Origin of the sequence: Atopobium sp. ICM42b (assembly GCA_000564995.1) — a bacterium.
In the GTDB taxonomy this organism is placed as follows: domain Bacteria; phylum Actinomycetota; class Coriobacteriia; order Coriobacteriales; family Atopobiaceae; genus Lancefieldella.
In genome coordinates, this window is sequence record JDFH01000025.1 from 1 (window position 1) to 18,104 (window position 18,104).

Sequence of the window (18,104 nt, forward strand, 5' to 3'; positions counted from 1 at the left end):
GATTATCTGACTTAGGTGTGTTTTGAACTGACTCCCATTTCTTATGTCCAAGAAATGGGAGGTAGTTCACATCTTAGCGATAAGGCGTTTTTTGTGTATGTAACGATTCTTAGGCGAGAAGAACGTGGTGTAAATCTTCTACGGTATCTACAATTGCAACTGCACCTGCATCAATAAGTTCCTGTTTGTTGGTGGTTTTTCCATACAAAACACCAATACATGGAATCTGATTTGGGAATGCTGCTTCCATATCAAAACGGCGGTCCCCTATCATAACGCTTTCAGAAGCATTAAAGCCAAGCTGGAGCATAACGTGAGCGATAGCAGTGATTTTATCAGTTGCTGCCTCATCTATTCTTCCAGCATAGGTATCAAGAACACCAATAAGGTTGTTATCCCTAAGGCCCATTTCAAGCATAGGCTGATTCTTTGAGCTTGCCACCGCAACCTTTTTACCTGCGGCATGAAGGTCATCGATGAGGTCTCTCATACCCTCAAAGAGTGGCCATTTTCCTGTAGTTACATAAAGCTCACGGTAACGTTTAGTAACCGTAACAGCATCCTCATGGCTTAAGCCAAAGACCAGCTCAAACGCATAAGGAAACGGTGGCCCTACAAGCTTTTTAAGATCTGATTCGATAAAGTCTGTATGGCCGCAGTCTGTCATTGCCATCTTTGCGGTAGAAACAATGGTGGGCAACGTGTCTGCCATAGTCCCATCAAAATCAAAAATAATAAGCGAACGTTTCTGCAGATCTGAAATTACATCAGAAGCTACCAGCGATTTATTTGTATCAGTTGCGTTTTGCATTATTGCCATGTCAATCCAATCATCTACGTATGTGAGTATACCGTTCATGGCGCAAAACTAACCAGTCAATGACATTTTCTTCTCGCCTGCCGAATTAACTATTGACAGCTGAAATGTCGTACACCAGCAAAGGTATATAGTTAACTATAGATGAATCAGTATGCCTAACTTGGGAGGTGTATGATGACTCGTCAGGAAAATAATCCAGAAGCTAAGCAACCTGGAAGAAACAGGCTTGGAAAACTCTATCCGTCTCTCGTCAATACAGACGTTCTGCCTGATGAGTCTCTAGACACTGTTCAAAATAATCAACATGTTGGTTCTATTGATCAGACTGGTTGGCATACAAAGCTCAATATTGAAGCGCTTTCTCTTACACTTACGGAGTCGACCACCCCTCTAGAAGTGCTCAAACATTTTGTGACTACAGCGTTTTTGCGTGAAAAAGATTCTCACCGAAAAGGTGGATCTGTTGCCATCCCGCCAAGTGATTTTGAACTGCATTTAGCTCAGAGACTAAAAGATGCCGGCGTCCTTGGCGTGCAAGATATCACTATTCCCTGCCGTGTGGTACGTCTGCGTACCAATGGCCTCTTTTATCTGCGTGCTAATCAAAAAACACTTTCCTTTGAACAGAAGATTCAGCTCCTTACTATTGAAAGCGCACTGAACACTGCCCTCTTTGCAGAGCGATACTTTCTTGATGCAAATATGGCATCTGAGCTTGACCTACTTGCTTTTGAAAAAAAGATTGTTTCTACCATGATGAAGCAATCTCGCCCCCGCTGCGCCACCACTCAAAGCACCCAAGAAGATGGCGAATGGGTTGTCCGCAAAGCCATCTCTCTACACATTGAAAGCCTGCGTCTATCTCAGCGTCTTGTCACAGAGTTTAGGACCAACGTACACAAGGGAATTGCCGCCTTTAGGGTACACCTGGCCCTTCCAGAGCAATTCCCAAGAAGCTTTCTTGGCGCAGATGGAAGTGTCAAAGAAGCAACCTTTGATGACCTCAGCCGTGCGGCAACTGTTTACAACTTACACCTTGGTATGCTCATCACCGCAAGTGCTTTTAGAAGCTCGAAGAGGATTAACGAGGTATGGCTCTCTGGCATATGCAATACAAACAAGCTACATGCTTGTCTTTTCTCGTTCCACATTACTCGTAAGCAATTTGAAGATACAAACATTACAGAAGAGACTAATCCGCTTTCTGTCTATCAGCTCTGGAACGCGCAAATTGACGAGGCAGATGGCATTCTTCATGCGGTTCATCCACTCTTTACCTTAGATGATGAGATTTTCTGCCCACCCAGTAGATACGATTTTGTTGAATCGTCTCAAAAACGCCTTGATAGCGTCGCAGCTCATGCATTAGGTACCGATGAAGTGTCGGGGCTTTCTATTGATGAAGGTCAGGCGCGAGAAGAAATTATCACCAAAATTTTGCGCAACCTCTCTTCTTCTACAGAAGAAAACGTCCGCACCATCTTGTCGTATACCGCAAACTCTACCGATCCTACGGTGCGAGCAGCGGGAGAACGCGTGGTTTCTCGCTTTATTAAGGGCACGCTTGCAGAAGATGACTTTGAGGCTATTTCAGAAGAGTTTGTTGACGGAGGCGTTCTTTCCTTGGCGGTTACTAAGGCCCAGCGCCTTATTGGCGAGAAAAACTATCAAGATGCAGAACTGCTCCTACGTGAAGCGCTGGACTCCGTTGATGGCAATAACACCTACACAGACACAGACACTACCCAGTGGCGCGTCTTTATGAACTACGTTGATCGCGTACTTTACAACAGAATTCTCTCTAATCCCGAGAAAAACACTCGTCTAGCTCCTATGTCTTACTTTGAGGCGCACCTTCTGATATCTATTGCTCAGACGCTCCAAGGACAAACTCAAAATGCTCTCCAGCACGCGAGAAGGGCTGTTGAGATTGCTCCTCTTAGCATGAGTGCAAGGCTACACCTCTCCCACTGTCTTGAAGAGTCGCTAGATATTACAGCTGCAGCAGATGAACTCAAGAAGCTCCTGCTACTTGCGCATGACCCCGAGAGTATTGGGTTTGGCTACTATCGCATGGCATTCTTCCAATGGAGACTCAGGCATCTGAAAGCCGCCCAAGCCTGTTATCAGTTTGCTCTTAAGTTCTTACCAGGAGCTACATTTATTATTGGTACCGAGACAGCAATTCTCGCGCAAAGTGAGCCTGAGTTTAGCTGCGAAGATATGAACGATGATGAGATTTACGCCACGCTCATAGAAAATCAAATTCCTATTGCTCCAACAGATGAAGTCTCTACTATTTTCTTGGATGGTACGCGAGCCTCGCTTGATGCAGAGCTTTTTAGTGTGGCTAAGAACTTCATGATGAACCTTGGTATTATGACCAAAGACGACGTCTACTTTGACATGCTCAACTCCATTGAAGGAGAGCCTGACAGATAAGATAACTCAACTCAAACTCACAAAGAATTGGCATAAAAAGGAGTTCCGATTTTGTACCGACCCCCAAAAGTTAGACCAAAATCTAACGATTAGGAGGTCGGTATTTTTTATGGCAAAACATAGTTTTGAATTCAAGAAGAAAGTCGTTTTAGAATATTTGGATGGCAAAGGTGGAATGCCATATCTTTCTAAAAAATATGGACTTGGTTCTAACTCACAACTACGCAAATGGATTAATGCATACAATGCGTTCGGTGATGAAGGATTAATGCGGTCTCGTAAACAAACAAAATACTCTTTCGAGAAGAAGATTTCTGTTGTAGAACTATATCTATCAAGTGAAATTTCATATCAAGACTTGGCAATTCAAGAAGGTATAAACAATCCGAGCATGATTGCTAACTGGGTTAATCACTTTCGTGCTGCCGGTCCTGACGCTTTAAAATCTCACAGGAAAGGTCGAAAGAAAACATTGGATAAACCTAAGATAGATAGTAAAGCTCAGAAAGCAGAAGAAAGAATAGTTGATACCAGTGCAGAACATATTAGAGAATTAGAAGATGAACTGCTTAAGCTAAGAATTGAAAATGCCTTTTTAAAAGAACTGAGGAGGCTGCGTTTAGAGGACGAGGCAAAAATGAGAGAAAGGCGCTCGTCATCAATAGCCTCCGAGGAGAATTCAAACTAAAAGACCTTCTCTCTTATATAAGTATGCCTAAAGCAACATATATGTACTGGCAGAAAAGATTCGATAGAGAAAACCCTGACAAAGAAGTTGAAGAGAAGATTCTTCAAATCAGAGAGACTCACAAGGATTATGGCTATCGTCGAGTGGCTGGAGAATTACAAAATCAAGGCTACTGTGTAAACAAAAAGAAAGTACAACGTATAATGCAGAAGCTTGGTCTACAGGTTACTTCTTTCATTCGAAAAAGCCGTAAATACAGTTCGTATAAAGGTAAAGTTGGAACGGTTGCTCCTAATCGCATAAGGAGACGATTTAATACCTATATACCACATCAGAAGATTACAACAGATACTACAGAGTTTAAGTATTATGAGATTACTGCTAAAGGTCACATGACAATGCATAAGCTTTATCTAGATCCATTCATGGATATGTGTAATGGTGAAATTATTAGCTATGGAATTGACAGACACCCTTCAGCAAAAAATGTTATGGATGCATTGGGACAGGCTATTGAAATAACATCCGATTGCAAATACAGAAGAACTTTCCACTCAGATCAAGGCTGGGCTTATCAAATGAAAGCATACTCTCACCGTCTTAAGGAAGAAAGAATCTTTCAAAGTATGTCTCGTAAGGGAAACTGTCATGATAATTCCGTTATGGAGAACTTCTTTGGATTGCTTAAACAAGAAATCTATTATGGCGTTATTTACTATAGCTACGATGAGCTAAAGTCAGAAATCGAACGATACATAAAGTATTACAACGAACAAAGAATTAAAGAAAAACTAGGATGGCTAAGTCCAGTACAATACAGGCTTAGACTCTTGGCTGCATAAAAATAGCGTAGCAGTCATATAAACTGCTACGCTATAAAAGTCTAACTTTTGGGGGTCACATCATTTCTCGGAACTCCTTTTGCACAATGTGCTGTGGCTTTTACAGCTCATTCATTACGCGAACAAGCTTTACAGCATAGTTCTTGTCCATTGCCCACGTTCCAGCAAGCTTGCGGATAATGTTTGCCTTCCTAGCAAGAATCCATGCTCCGTAGCGTGGGTCAACCTTTTGTGCTTCGCTTGGATCAACGGTCAGTGGCTCATAGCCTGCGTATGCACGAAGGTGCAAAGCCTGTGCACGTAGTCCCTTAAGAACGGTATCAAATGAGAGTCCACGCTTTCCGTCTCCAGTTGCACCCATACCACCAAAGTTGCACTGCTCAGGAAGGACATCGCCACCAAAGCGAAGGTTACCTGTCTCAATCATGACCTGTGCATAGAGAAGTTCTGGACGAACTCCCTCGTCAATGGCAGCCTGCCATAGCTGGTTTACAAAATCGGTCCCTGTTGCAGCGCCCTTCTCGGCATAGACAGCTGGATAAGCAGAACCTACGCGATTGTTGAAATCTCGCTGAAGGTCCTCTTTAGTGACAAGAGGTGCTCCAAGAATGCTGGTGCGATCAGAGAAATTACCGCGAGTTGGCTCAATTGGAGAACCGTCATCAGCTGGAGTGTTGTTAGCGTCTCTATTATCTCCACCATTATTGCCGTCAACGTTTCCACCTCTACCGTTATTGGTATCAGTAGGCTTAATGTTAAGAACACCGTATGTATCTGCATGTACAACACGGCCATCTGAAAGCGTGATGTCTTGGTTACGGAGCAGACCATTATTCTCGTCGAAATAATAATATGAGCCATTGATTGATTGCAGACCAAAGAGGGCGCCGTGCTCAGTAGTAGTTGGATCAAAGTACCAGGTCTTGCCATTTGGAGTATTAAACCAACCAGAGGCTAAGGCGCCACTTGATTGAGCCCATGCCCAAATATTGTTAGGCAAGGCAACCCAACCATTAGAGGTCATACCATTGTTTACATCAACATAATACGAGCCACTAGAAGTAGAAAAAACGCCGGTCTTCATAAGTGGGTAAGTTGCATTCTCATCAAAGTAGAACCACTTACCATTGGACATATGCTTCCAGCCAACATAAAGAGAGCCATCTGAATTTGCCCATGCCCAATTGCCATCAGCAAGGCTAATCCAGCCGCCAGAAATAAGACCATGATCAACATCAATATAGTATTTCTGATAGCCATCAGACATTAAGCCAAAGGTGGCTCGATAGTTGTTATTACTATCAAAGTAGAACCATTTACCGTTAGGAATACGTTTCCAACCGGCTTGCAATGAGCCGTCTTCTGTTGCCCATGACCAAGAATCGTCAGGCCAGTGAATCCAATTATTCTTTACAAGGCCATTTACTTCATCAAAGTAATAAGACTTGCCTGAAATGGTCCTCTGGCCAAGAGCGGCAGCGTTATGAGTTGCAGCTGCGTCAAAGTACCAAACTTTACCATTTGGCGTAGTAAACCAGCCAGAAACAGCAATTCCCCTAGCATCAAAATAATGCCAGCCATCATCGTCTTTAAGCCATCTGCTTACGTAAGCAGTGCCGTTGTCATCAGAATACATCCATCCTTCAGCAGCTCTGCGCCAGCCATAGGATTCTTTAATCTTAGCGTCATAATTTGTCTGACGGGTTACTTCTTGACCATCAGAAGATCTTGCTGTGATATACAGGGTGTAACGGCCGCTAGCAGGAAGCGTAAAGGTAGACGAAGTTGCCGTTGTATTAGATGCAATCGTTACCTTTGTTCCGTCTGGACCAACATAGCTGTAAGTAAATGTTGCGTCAGTAACTACGCCAGTAAGAACTGGCTTTAAAGTGACATCGTTATCCTTTTGAGCTACTGAAACACTGCTCATGCTCCACCAGGTATCAGAGCTATACATTTCCCAAATTGCCCATGCATCTGCCCAGCCAATGTAGTCAACCTTGGAATTATCGCCAAGGTCTTTAAACTCAGCGGCATGTGCTGGATTAGAGATGAATTGATGCTCAATAATTACGCCAAGAATTCCCTTTTGACGAGCATAGCGAACAATACCGTAATAATCGGACTCGTCGCCGTTCTCGTAATAGTCTGTTCCGTATTGGTCGTTGTAGCCACGTTCTGTTGCACCGTCACCGCGGGTAACAATACCAACTTTATTTCTGAGGTAATAGTTAACCTTACCGGCAAAAATTTGACCGGAGAGATAAAGGTCATAGTTGTAGCTTACCTTATGAGGAACAAGTACCTCTGAGCCAGTTGCAGATGCAGGGCCGGCATTGTAGTGAAGCGAGATGATGGCACAAGCGTTTGCATCAACAGCACGCTGTACGCGCGTCTTGATCGATGGATCCTCGTGTTCTCCACGAACAACAACAACCTGTACACCCCATTTTTCCAGATACTTCTTGGCGTACATGGCAGTTGCCCAAGCCAGATCTCCCTCTTTGAGTCCAAAGTAGGTAGCACCTGGATCTCTGCCTTCAAGGCCATCACTGTGACCTGGGTCAAGCGCAATAGGTCTGCCAGTTGCACGAGCAAGTGCTACGGCATCTTTTAGTGATTCACTCTGGATAATGTTTCCTTGGGCATCCATAGTTGTGTAGGTAGTTGCATATGCGTTTTGAACTGTTGTTGCAAACAATGCTGCGACAATAAAGAACAAAACAGCAAGCAATTTACCGCGAGTATTAAATAAGCTGCGTTTCATGCGGTCCTCCGAAAAGTATTGGTTTACTCCTCTTCATACTTGCTAAAAGTTTACACTAGACTGGCACGTCAACAATAAAAAACACAAGCTCACCGCAACTTGATTGGAACTCTGTGATTTTCTCGACACTCGAAGATATTCTTGCAACCGATTTTGAAGCAGCAATCTTTGATTTTGATGGCACTATTGCTCATACGCACCATATTTGGAAGCTTGTTGACCAGAAGTTTTTTGAGTCGCGAGGAATCCCTTACACTCCAGAAATTGGCAAGATTCTCTCCCCTCTTGGATTTGAAAGGGGAGCCGAATGGGCAATTGCCACCTATGGGCTAAAGGAAGATCCAGAAGAAATTGTTGCCGAGTGGAAAGAGCTTAGTAAAAGCTTCTTTGTAAACTCCGTGCAGCTTAGACCTGGTGTTGTTGATTTTATTGGCAAGCTACAAGAAAAAGACATCCCTACTGCATTGGCAACTGTCAACGAGCCGGAGCTTCTTGCTCTTCTTGAGCCTCGTTTACATCTATCCACTCTGTTTGATACTCAGGTGTTTGCAGCAGATGTTGGATCTGCAAAAGATGAACCTCATCTGTATCTTGAGGTCCTTAAACGCCTTAATGCTCCAGCCGAGAAAACAATTCTGTTTGAAGACATCCCACTGGCTCTTCAGACAGGAAATTCTGTTGGCCTTATCACCTGTGCTGTTAATTGTGATGATGAGCATCAAGATATCGAGAAACTCTCTGAACTTGCTGACCTTACCATCAAGCACTGGTATTAAAGCTCTTGGTTACTGTAACTGTAAAAATAGCGATGTAACAAAAAAGGAGACCCGAAGGTCTCCTTTTGATGGTAGTGTTCGCAAGTACTAGATCTTGTGGACGCTAGAAGCCTGGAGCTTACCGTTCTGGCCAGTGGTAATCTCAAACTCGACAGGCTGACCCTCATCGAGAGTCTTGAATCCGTCCATCTGAATCTCGGAGAAGTGTACGAACAAATCGTCGCCATCCTCACGAGAGATGAAGCCGTAACCCTTGTCTGGATTAAACCACTTTACAGTACCCTGAGCCATTTCGTGCCTTTCTTTCTTAGCCCCGCAGGGCAAAACTGCGCCTGTGGAGCGCGATACCGTGACGTTTCGTCACGTGGAATATAATAACCTTAATCAACAACTTATGTGGCGAGAAACCACTCATGGAGGTTTTTACACCATCTACCGGAAGAGCCACAGGTAATCAAGCTGTTTTCCAGCATTTATTTATGGATATATCTGCTATTAAACGATTTTTATCTCATTAGTTGAGCATTTTTTCATAGAAGATAGAGAATTTGTATAGGATTAATTTACGAGAACAATAACAGGCATATCAAACTATTATTTATATAGAAAGTTATCCCTTCAAAAAAGGATATGCCAATGAAAAAGAAGACATGTTCGTCCAGCAGGCCTTCAATGCAAAAGCTTATTGCAGTTGCTTCGTTGAGTGCAGCTCTACTTTGTGGACTCCACGCTGCTCCTGCTCTTGCAGAAACTACTGATACATCCACAGTAAGTGCCCCTGAATCAATTTCTAAATCCAATTATCCAAAATTGAAAGAAGTTGATGGAAAGGTATATTTTTATACTGAAGATGGAACTATTCTAAAAAGTCAGTGGATTACTTATGGCGATGATAAATATTATGTAGATGAAACTGGAGCTGCAGCATCTGGTTTCTATACTACGCCTGATGGTAAAACCTGGTATTTTAATTCAAATTTTTTTCCATACGCTCGATACGGATTAATTTATTTTGACCAAAAAACGCCTGATAATCAATATGTTTACTACTACGTAGATAAAGATAACGGCTTGATAAAAAACAATTGGGTTAAAACAGATAAAGGTTGGAGCTGGGCCGGAGCTGATGGGCGTTTTATTGAAGGATGGTTTACTGATCCTAATGGTAAAACCTGGTATTTAACTAGAGATTTTAGGTCGGGTCCTCCGGTTATTGCTAAATCAGCTCCGGTCGATGGAAAGCTGTACTTCTTTGATACTTCGACAGGACTTTTACGAAATTCTTGGGTAAATATGGGCCACGGTGTAGAAGCTTGGTACTGGGCTGGTCCAGATGGCGCTGCTGTCTCTGGCTGGTTTAAAACTCCAGATGGCAAAACTTGGTATGCCGACCCAAAACATTCCAATGAAGTAGTAATGGGCGGAATAGATATTGATGATAAATATTATTTCTTTGATTACAGCAATGGCCTTGTTACCCATGGTTGGATCGGTGGTGGTGATGATGGTGAATGGGCTTGGATTGAAACAGTAGGCTCTGTTTATTCTGGCTGGAAACACATGCCAAATGGTAAGTGGTTCTATTTTGGTGAAACAGAATTCCCTATGATTAATAAGGATTTTGTCTACACTACTTACAGCTTCCCTGTGCTTAAGAAAGGTGTCTTCACTATTTCCAGCGGAACTTATTACGTTGACGTAAATAATGGAATGACCGCTAACAGTTGGGTACAGCTCCCTAATGGCGGTTGGGCTTGGGCACAGTCGAGCGGTGCATTTGCTTCTGGTTGGTACACCACGCCTAATGGCAAAACTTGGTATTTTGATCCATCAGATCCGCAGCATCCTGCAATAATTGGTGAGACTGAAATTAACGGTCAATCATATTATTTTGATTCAGGCTATGGTCTTCTGAAAAATGGATGGATTCATAGAGCTGATGGTTCTTGGTCTTGGGCTGGAGAGAGTGGGGCGCTTCAATCAGGCTGGAAGCATATGCCTAATGGCAAGTGGTTCTACTTTGATCCAAAAGACCCTTATCACCGTATGCTTGTAGGTGTCATCCAAACTTCTAGTGGAACTTATTATATTGATGAGTCTGCTGGAATGACTGCTAATAATTGGGTACAGCTCCCAGAAGGCGGTTGGGCATGGGCACAGTCAAGTGGCGCATTTGCTTCAGGATGGTATACCACACCAAATGGCAAGACTTGGTACTTTGACCCAGCAAAGCCAAGCCATCCTGCTTATACTGGAGAACACACTATTGATGGTAAAGACTATTACTTTGACGCAGGATATGGTCTTGCTCGCAATCAATGGATTACCCGTTCCGATGGCGTAAGACGCTGGGCTGGACCAGATGGAGTGCTTACCTCATATAAGCACTAAATTAGTTTGAACTGCTCTTTATTACCTGGATTTATTGGAGTTAAAACAATGGAGAAGAAGATGCGTTTTTCCTACAGACCTTCTACACAGAAGCTTATTGCGATTGCTTCGTTGAGTACAGCTCTACTTTGCGGACTCCACGCTGCTCCTGCTTTTGCAGAGACTGCTGATACATCCGCAGTAAATGCTCCTGCTGTAACAACTGAAACTACTGCAACATCTGAAAATACTTCTCCTACAGCACCTGAAAACTCTCAGCCTACCTCACCTGCAGCACCAACAACAACTCCAACAACAGACCAGACACCTGCTGTTCCAACAGAGAATACTTCGCCAACCCCTCAGTCTTCTGGATGGAGACAAGAAAACGGCCAATTCCACTATTACAAAGAAGATGGAACACTTGTCACAAGCCAGTGGATTAAAGATGATTCTGGCTGGCACTATGTAGATGCTAGCGGTAATGCAGTCAAGGGTTTGTACACAACACCTAATGGAAAAACTTGGTATTTTGATCCAACTGACCCGCAGCATAAGGCAATCTTCGGTGAAGTTGAAATTGATGGTAAGTTTTATTACTTTGATTCAACAAACGGACTTGTAACAAATGGATGGGTATATCGTTCGGCAAGTTCTTGGTCATGGGCAACTGAAGATGGTACTTACTATTCTGGATGGAAGCATATGCCTAACGGCAAGTGGTTCTATTTTGATCCAGAAGAACCTCGTCATCGTATGTTAATTGGAACAATTCAGGTTTCTGGTACCTCATATTACATTGATGAATATGCAGGTATGATTTCTAACAGTTGGATTCAACTACCAACTCGTGAGTGGGCTTGGGCTCAAAAAAATGGCGCTCTTGCCTCTGGTTGGTTTAACACACCAAATGGTAGAACTTGGTACTTTGATCCATCTGTTCCACAGCATCCAGCGCTTATTGGCAACGTCGAAATTGACGGCACATATTATCATTTCGATGAAAACTATGGAATCCTTAGAAATAGTTGGATTCACAATGATGATGGTTCATGGTCTTGGGTAGATACGTATGGCTCATTCTATTCAGGTTGGAAACATTTCCCAAATGGTAAATGGTTTTACTTCGATCCAGAAGACTCAATTCATCGCATGAAAACTGGACTTTTCCAACTTCCTAGCGGTTCATATTACGTTGATGAAAATGCTGGTATGACTTCAAGTAATTGGGTGTCCCTACCAGACGGAAATTTGTCCTGGGCTCAATCTAGCGGCGCGCTTGTCTCTGGATGGTTTACTACTCCTGGCAATAAGACCTGGTATTTTAATCCGAACTCCATTGATCACGCTGCTTATATTGGTGAGCATTCAATTGATGGAAAGAATTACTACTTTGATAAAAGCTATGGTCTAGCAAAAAATGAATGGGTTACTCTTTCAAATGGCGTAAAACGTTGGGCAGGTCCAGATGGAGTGCTGACTGGATTCATTTCTCCCGAAGGAGTCTTCTCTACAGATGACGGTTCACAGCCAACAGGAACGGTACATCTTCCAGGATTGACCATTAATGTTGGAGCTGACCATAAAATTAAGACAGGTTGGATAAAAGAAAACAATAAAGATTTTTACTATCTTTCTAATGGTGCACCAGCAGATGGATGGCTTAATATTCATGGAACTTGGTATTATTTTAGTTCCAATGGAGAAAAACAAACTGGTTGGATTAATTCGAAGGGCAGTTGGTACTTCCTTGATTCTGACGGCAAGATGAAAACCGGATGGATTAAAGATAACGGCAAGGACTACTATCTCAGTAATAATGGTTCCATGCAAACTGGTTATGTATCCTGGGGTGGAAAACTGTATTGGTCAGCTGCTGATGGCGCCATGGAGGAGCAGCCTTGCTACTACCCCGACATGTATCGTTATGCGCAGAACTATTACAGTGCTACTAACTGGCTCATCCAGATTGATACTACCGGCAATCGCTTTGCTGTATATAGGGGCTCACACGGCAACTGGGTTGTTTGGTACGAATGGCAGTGCACTACAGGAGCACCAGGCATGTGGACTCCTCATGGTCAATTTACCGTAGGTAACAAGGGTCTTTACTTTGGCTCTGGCTTTAGATGCTGGTATTACACGACCATTTCTGGTGAGTATCTTATTCACTCCATTCTCTATAACTCCGACGGTTATACCGTCCGTGATGGTAGGCTTGGATACAACGGTTCCCACGGTTGCGTACGTCTTGCAACAGAGAATGCTAAGTGGGTTTATGACAACATTCCTTATGGAACTAAGATTGTTATTTGGTAATCCAAATAAACATGAAGCTCTATAGCAATAAACCCCAACTCATATTGAGCTGGGGTTTATTTGTTAGCTTATAAAATGAGGTTACGCAAAATACTTTGCTTCAAAATCCTTAAATTGCTCTGGAGTAGCGTTTTGATCTACCGAGAAGGACTGTGCAACCGCTACTGCCTGCTGTCTTCTGAGACCAGCCTTATCCCCGTCTCCTAGTTGCTCATAAACGTGAGAGAGCCTATCGAGTGCATACACCACATACTCTGCAACTGAATCAGCTACGCCGGAGAGCAACATCATGGTTACAAGAGAGTCTGGCGAAAGCGCAAGAGCAGTCTCTGGGCTCAAATCAATGAGCTCTGCAACAGCTGCCTCTACCCCATCGAGTGACTCTTCAGTTTGAGTCTCTAAAGCATTTCCCAAACCTGCTGTGACCGTTGAAGTAAAGTCATCGATTACTTCCAAAATGTAATCTCGTTGAAGCATTTTGTTCCAATCTACTAGTTAGTAGGAACAGGAATACGTAAGTGATCAAATGCAGCATGCGTTGCCTGTCTACCTTGAGGTGTTCTAATAATAAGTCCTTGCTGCAAAAGATATGGCTCATAAACATCTTCAAGTGTAGATGGATCCTCTGAGACTGCGCTTGCAATGGTTGTGAGACCAACCGGACGACCTCTAAACGTCTCACAAAGCGCACGTAAAACACGCACGTCCATTACATCTAGACCAAGCTCATCAATCTCAAAGAATGAAAGCGCCTCTGAGGCTACCTGCCAGGTAATAGTACCTTCAGCTTTAACTTGTGCGTAATCTCGTACGCGTTTTAACAGACGATTTGCCAAGCGTGGTGTGCCTCTTGATCGAGAAGCAATTTCAGCAGCTCCCTGCTCATCAACTTCTACATCAAGGATGTTTGCCGAGCGCATAACAATAGTCTGAAGCTCAGGAACAGTATAGTAATCAAGACGATAAGAAATACCAAAACGATCGCGCAAAGGACCAGTTAGAAGTCCGGTTCTTGTTGTTGCAGCCACAAGAGTAAAGCGTGGAATATCAAGCCTGATTGACCTTGCCGCAGGACCTTTGCCAATAACAATATCTAAGAAGAAATCTTCCATTGCTGGATACAAAATTTCTTCAACCTGGTGATTAAGCCTGTGAATCTCATCAACAAAGAGGATATCTCCCTCTTCAAGATTGGTGAGAATTGCTGCTAAATCTCCTGCTCGCTCAATTGCGGGGCCAGAGGTTGTATGAAGTTTTGAGCCCATTTCTCCCGCTAAAACACCTGCAAGCGTTGTTTTGCCAAGGCCTGGAGGGCCAGAAAAAATAACGTGATCAAGCGGCTCATTACGACTTTTTGCTGCCTCAATAAGAACACGGAGATTTGATTTAACACGCTCCTGACCAAGATACTCATCAAGAGTTTTTGGTCGCAAGTTTCTATCTTGCTCCAGGTCTTCTGCCTGAAGCCCACTAGAAACTACACGCTGAGAAGTGTGTCCTGGAAATGGAGCTGGAGTAGACGACGACTCAAATAGGTTATCTGCATCTGCTTCCCACATTAATTACCACTTCCCAAACGCCTTAGTGCATAACCAATAGCAGCTTCAATTGTAATAGCACCAGCCTCTTCATAGCCCTCAAGAGCAAGAGTTGCTTCCTGAGAAGTAAAGCCCATTCCAAGAAGAGCCTCAATAGCCTCTGATTCTACAGAGGTTACAGCAGGTTTTGGAATAGCAGTAAAGTCTGCAGGAGACGTAAGACCAACAAGCTGCTTAAGCTCTGCATCTTTTGCAAACACATCAGAAAGTTCAATTACTAAGCGCTCTGCCTTCTTTTTACCAAGGCCAGAAACGCTCTTAAGACGATTTCCATCATTAGTAGCAACAATTACCGCAAGTTGCTGTGGTGTAAACGTAGAAAGCACAGAAAGAGCCAGTTTTGGACCTACTCCAGAAATTGCACGCAAGCGATCAAAGAGCGCACGCTCTTCTCGCGAAGCAAAACCAAAGAGTTCCATTGAATCTTCTCTGACCACCATACGAGTTAAAACGGTAACGCCTGCTTCACCCGCTTGTGGAAGCGAAGCAGCTGTTGAAGCTGATATACCCAGCTCATACCCAACGCCATTAACGTCGAGAACAGCAACTGAAGGAGTAACGGATACAAGTGTGCCCGTAAGCTGGACAATCATAGTTGTATTCTTCCCTTTCCAAGCGAGGTGGTTCTTACAAGATTAGCGTGACAAACTGCAGCAGCTAAAGCGTCAGCCGCGTGATCTGGATGAGGCTGATGGTCCAAGCACAATATGTTTTGAACCATATACATAACCTGCTGTTTATCAGCAGCTCCTGTACCAACAACAGCTTGCTTTATCTGCATTGGAGTATATTCTCCAACCGTAAGACCTGCTTTAGAACAAGCGACAATAGCAGCACCGCGAGCATGTGCAGTAGGAATAGCAGATTTAACGTTTTGTCCAAAGTAAATGCTCTCAATAGAAAGAGCTTCTGGTGAAAACTTATCTATAACCTCAACAATCTGGTTATAGATTCTTCCCAAGCGCATATCTATTGGTTCATCTGCGGTTGTAGTTATGCATCCATAGGCGCGTGCACGGCATTCAGAACCCCTTGTCTCTACAATTCCCCATCCAGTGTGAGCAAGACCAGGGTCTATTCCAAGAATTACCATTGCACCTCCTAATATAGAACGTTCGTTCTATATTATCACAGAGTATGCGCAAACGATGCAACTAATTTTCTGAGAAAGGGCCTCTCCACATTTTGGGGTCAACCATGCCAATTTGTGCATCAGATTCTTGTGCCAGCTCTTTTAAAAGCTCCAGCATATCCTTAAAGCCCTCCTGAGCCTCTGTTGGATCAACTGACAACTCAGGTAGATGCATAGAAGCTCCTTGAATTTCTCGCAAAGAATTTCGCAAGGACTCTACCAGGTCAGATTCGGAAGCCTTTGTATCTCTAATTTTGTCTTGCCAGACTGATGCGTGTGGAATTTGGGCATTTGTGAGGCTTTTTGAAGACATTTCCAGAACCTCAGTGGTGTTTCTGCGGTCTTTTTGGCGAGCGTGAAGCCTAGAAATAATTGCTTTGACCTCGTCAACCTTTCCCATTTCTTCCACAATGGCAGAAATGCTTTTATTCCACTCAAGATAGCTGGTAAGCACATAATCAACAAACTCAATGCGTTCTTGAGGCGTTGGCGCGGCATTTTCTAGCCCATCAGTTACAACCTCAGAGATATTCTCGAGAACTGCATGGTCAATAGCTGGTGAGAAGGTATTTCTTACCCTAGCAAGGTCAACAATGTCTGCATGATACATATCACCAAGAGGCCACAGAGAATGCGCACTAGAAATCTCTGTTCCTTTGAGTGCAAGGATGGTCTTATCGGCAGTCTCAAGCGTCAAGTAATTGTGCTGGTCAGCGTATGCATAGCCGTATGCACTCACCAACTTTGCATCGGTCAATGTCGAGAAAACCGTGCTATCCACAGTAACTTTATTAACCCGAAGTCTTGCGGTAAGCAACTCCGCAGCGCTTGTTGCTCGAGAATCTTTGTTTGGAAGCAACAGTACGTGGACACGCATAGGACCTAAAGCGTCTGAAGCAAGTGCCAGAGTAACAAGTGAGTTAAGCGAACCATCAACCGCAATAAAAGCACCGTTAAACCCAGACTTTACCGTGTAGTCTCGCACTCCTGTAGCCAATACGCCCCAGGTAGTAAGCGCGCTGTTATAGACACCCGCGGTATCTTCTCTATCAAAGTTTTCGATAGTATCTTGGTCAACCTCGCAGACAACCATATCTTCTGAGAATGAGGCTGCTTGTTTGACTAAATCTCCTGAAGGAGACAAGAAGAAGCTTGAACCACAAAACACCTGGTTACCATAGGCGCCAACAGCGTTTGCAGCGATAAGCCAGCTATCAAACTCCTCAACATCTCCCAGATAGCGGCTTTCTGCCACCGCCATGCCCATGGCGGACGATGAATCATCAACAGCAAAGCCAAAATACGGCAGGTAAATGACAGCATCTAACGAGTCGTCGACATCTTGCCACGCGTCAAGATCGTCGTAGGTAAAAGCAACACCAAACGTAAGGCCGCCTGCTTCAAATTTTGCGAGCTCAAAGGTATTCTCGCCAGATGTTTGTGCAGAGCTAGCAGAACGAGCAAGAGCGCTCATGTGCGCTATCTGGGCAGTCAATTTCAGCGGAGTTACGGCTCCGTTTCTAACGAGAAGGGCCTCACTCGCTGCACTTCCATCAAACTCTGTTACTACAGGAATAAGGGCCGCAATTGGAAGCTTTTCTGAAAGCGAATTGATAATCTCCGAGAGGTCTGCAAAAAGCCCTTCTATGTCAGCCTCTGGCACGCTTAGCAGCCCCGTAAGAGTTGGCGCAGGATAAATGACTAGTTCAGCACCTTGCTGTTGAGCTCTCTGAGCATATTCCAGCATGGTCTGAGCGGTAAACTCGAAGTCTCCGGCCTGAGTATTCATTTGTGCAACTGCTATGCGCATACCATTCCTATCATAAAGTGCTTAATTTGTTTTTACCCAAAAACAAACAGGTGTAGTAAGAAAAAACGGAGCCGCAGGTAGCAGCTCCGTTTGACCTTATTAAGCTAGTGCTTATTGTTGAGTCAATAGACTTAGAGGGAAACCTTCCAAAGACCGTGAAGGTTGCAGTACTCATAAGCCTCTGCCTCAACACCCTCCTCAAGAGTGAAGGTAGCAACTGGCTCCTGGCCAGGCTTAAGCTGTGCAAACTGAGCGCCGTTCTCAGAAACAAGAGCGATGAACTCAATGTAGTGCTCTTCGAGCATTGGATGAGCAACCTCACCAACACGGACGGTAACGGTGTTGCCCTCGCGAGTAACAAATGGAACGTGCTTCTCAGCTGCACCGTCAGTAACGCCAGCCTGGAGAAGCTCAAGATCTGCTGCCTCTACGTTGCCTGCGACACCGTAAACAACAGCGCCTGTCTCCTTGTTACGATAAAACTTTGCGTCGATCATTTTTTCTCCTCTCACGACATCCGAAGATGTCAGAATTTCTTAG

At 43.9% G+C, this 18,104-nt stretch carries 14 protein-coding genes; 5 read left to right on the forward strand and 9 right to left on the reverse strand.

Features of this window, described 5'->3' with window-relative positions:
• Positions 1–109 precede the first annotated feature (109 nt).
• A complete protein-coding gene (locus HMPREF1493_RS06140) occupies positions 110–820 on the reverse strand; it encodes an HAD family hydrolase (RefSeq protein WP_035428727.1) in 711 nt (236 codons plus the stop codon).
• A 171-nt stretch (positions 821–991) separates the two neighbouring features.
• Between HMPREF1493_RS06140 and HMPREF1493_RS06145 the strand changes: the two genes are divergently transcribed.
• Both HMPREF1493_RS06145 and HMPREF1493_RS06990 read left to right on the forward strand, forming a co-directional pair.
• Complete coding sequence (locus HMPREF1493_RS06145) at positions 992–3,262, forward strand: tetratricopeptide repeat protein (RefSeq protein WP_232215532.1); 2,271 nt, start codon at positions 992–994, stop codon at positions 3,260–3,262.
• Between the two features lie 109 nt (positions 3,263–3,371).
• Positions 3,372–4,792, forward strand: a protein-coding gene (locus tag HMPREF1493_RS06990; RefSeq protein ID WP_156921405.1) for an IS3 family transposase whose coding sequence is annotated in 2 segments (ribosomal slippage) — positions 3,372–3,939 and positions 3,939–4,792 — 1,422 coding nt in all. Because the reading frame shifts where the segments join, the coding sequence is not laid out codon by codon here.
• A gap of 100 nt (positions 4,793–4,892) precedes the next feature.
• On the opposite strand, the gene HMPREF1493_RS06160 is transcribed toward HMPREF1493_RS06990, so the two are convergent.
• Positions 4,893–7,559 (reverse strand): N-acetylmuramoyl-L-alanine amidase, encoded by a 2,667-nt coding sequence (locus HMPREF1493_RS06160; RefSeq protein ID WP_035428711.1) that lies wholly within the window; start codon positions 7,557–7,559, stop codon positions 4,893–4,895.
• A 113-nt stretch (positions 7,560–7,672) separates the two neighbouring features.
• On the opposite strand from HMPREF1493_RS06160, the gene HMPREF1493_RS06165 reads away from it, so the two are divergent.
• A complete protein-coding gene (locus HMPREF1493_RS06165) occupies positions 7,673–8,335 on the forward strand; it encodes an HAD family hydrolase (protein ID WP_051485331.1) in 663 nt (220 codons plus the stop codon).
• Positions 8,336–8,422: 87 nt separating this feature from the next.
• Here the strand turns inward: HMPREF1493_RS06165 and HMPREF1493_RS06170 are convergent, their stop codons facing one another.
• The gene (locus tag HMPREF1493_RS06170) at positions 8,423–8,626 is read right to left on the reverse strand and encodes a cold-shock protein (protein ID WP_012808976.1); all 204 of its coding nucleotides are present in this window, start codon (positions 8,624–8,626) and stop codon (positions 8,423–8,425) included.
• Positions 8,627–8,971: 345 nt separating this feature from the next.
• Here HMPREF1493_RS06170 and HMPREF1493_RS06175 point away from each other — a divergent pair, with 345 nt between their 5' ends.
• Both HMPREF1493_RS06175 and HMPREF1493_RS06180 read left to right on the forward strand, forming a co-directional pair.
• A complete protein-coding gene (locus HMPREF1493_RS06175) occupies positions 8,972–10,726 on the forward strand; it encodes a hypothetical protein (protein ID WP_035428712.1) in 1,755 nt (584 codons plus the stop codon).
• A 48-nt stretch (positions 10,727–10,774) separates the two neighbouring features.
• Positions 10,775–13,024, forward strand: a complete 2,250-nt coding sequence (locus HMPREF1493_RS06180; protein ID WP_035428713.1) for a L,D-transpeptidase family protein — start codon at positions 10,775–10,777, stop codon at positions 13,022–13,024.
• Positions 13,025–13,105: 81 nt separating this feature from the next.
• Here the strand turns inward: HMPREF1493_RS06180 and HMPREF1493_RS06185 are convergent, their stop codons facing one another.
• The 6 genes from HMPREF1493_RS06185 to HMPREF1493_RS06210 form a co-directional block, all read right to left on the reverse strand.
• Entirely contained in the window at positions 13,106–13,501 is a 396-nt protein-coding gene (locus HMPREF1493_RS06185) for a hypothetical protein (protein ID WP_035428714.1), read from the reverse strand.
• 14 nt (positions 13,502–13,515) lie between these two features.
• Complete coding sequence (ruvB, locus tag HMPREF1493_RS06190; RefSeq protein WP_035428715.1) at positions 13,516–14,583, reverse strand: Holliday junction branch migration DNA helicase RuvB; 1,068 nt, start codon at positions 14,581–14,583, stop codon at positions 13,516–13,518.
• A complete protein-coding gene (gene ruvA / locus HMPREF1493_RS06195) occupies positions 14,583–15,215 on the reverse strand; it encodes a Holliday junction branch migration protein RuvA (protein WP_035428716.1) in 633 nt (210 codons plus the stop codon). Before ruvA ends, ruvB begins: the two co-directional genes overlap by 1 nt.
• Positions 15,212–15,715, reverse strand: a complete 504-nt coding sequence (gene ruvC, locus HMPREF1493_RS06200; protein WP_035428717.1) for a crossover junction endodeoxyribonuclease RuvC — start codon at positions 15,713–15,715, stop codon at positions 15,212–15,214. Before ruvC ends, ruvA begins: the two co-directional genes overlap by 4 nt.
• Positions 15,716–15,776: 61 nt before the next feature.
• Positions 15,777–17,564 (reverse strand): nitrilase-related carbon-nitrogen hydrolase, encoded by a 1,788-nt coding sequence (locus tag HMPREF1493_RS06205; RefSeq protein WP_035428719.1) that lies wholly within the window; start codon positions 17,562–17,564, stop codon positions 15,777–15,779.
• Positions 17,565–17,695: 131 nt separating this feature from the next.
• Positions 17,696–18,061, reverse strand: coding sequence for a desulfoferrodoxin family protein (locus tag HMPREF1493_RS06210; RefSeq protein ID WP_035428720.1), 366 nt, complete (start codon positions 18,059–18,061; stop codon positions 17,696–17,698).
• Between the last annotated feature and the right edge of the window lie 43 nt (positions 18,062–18,104).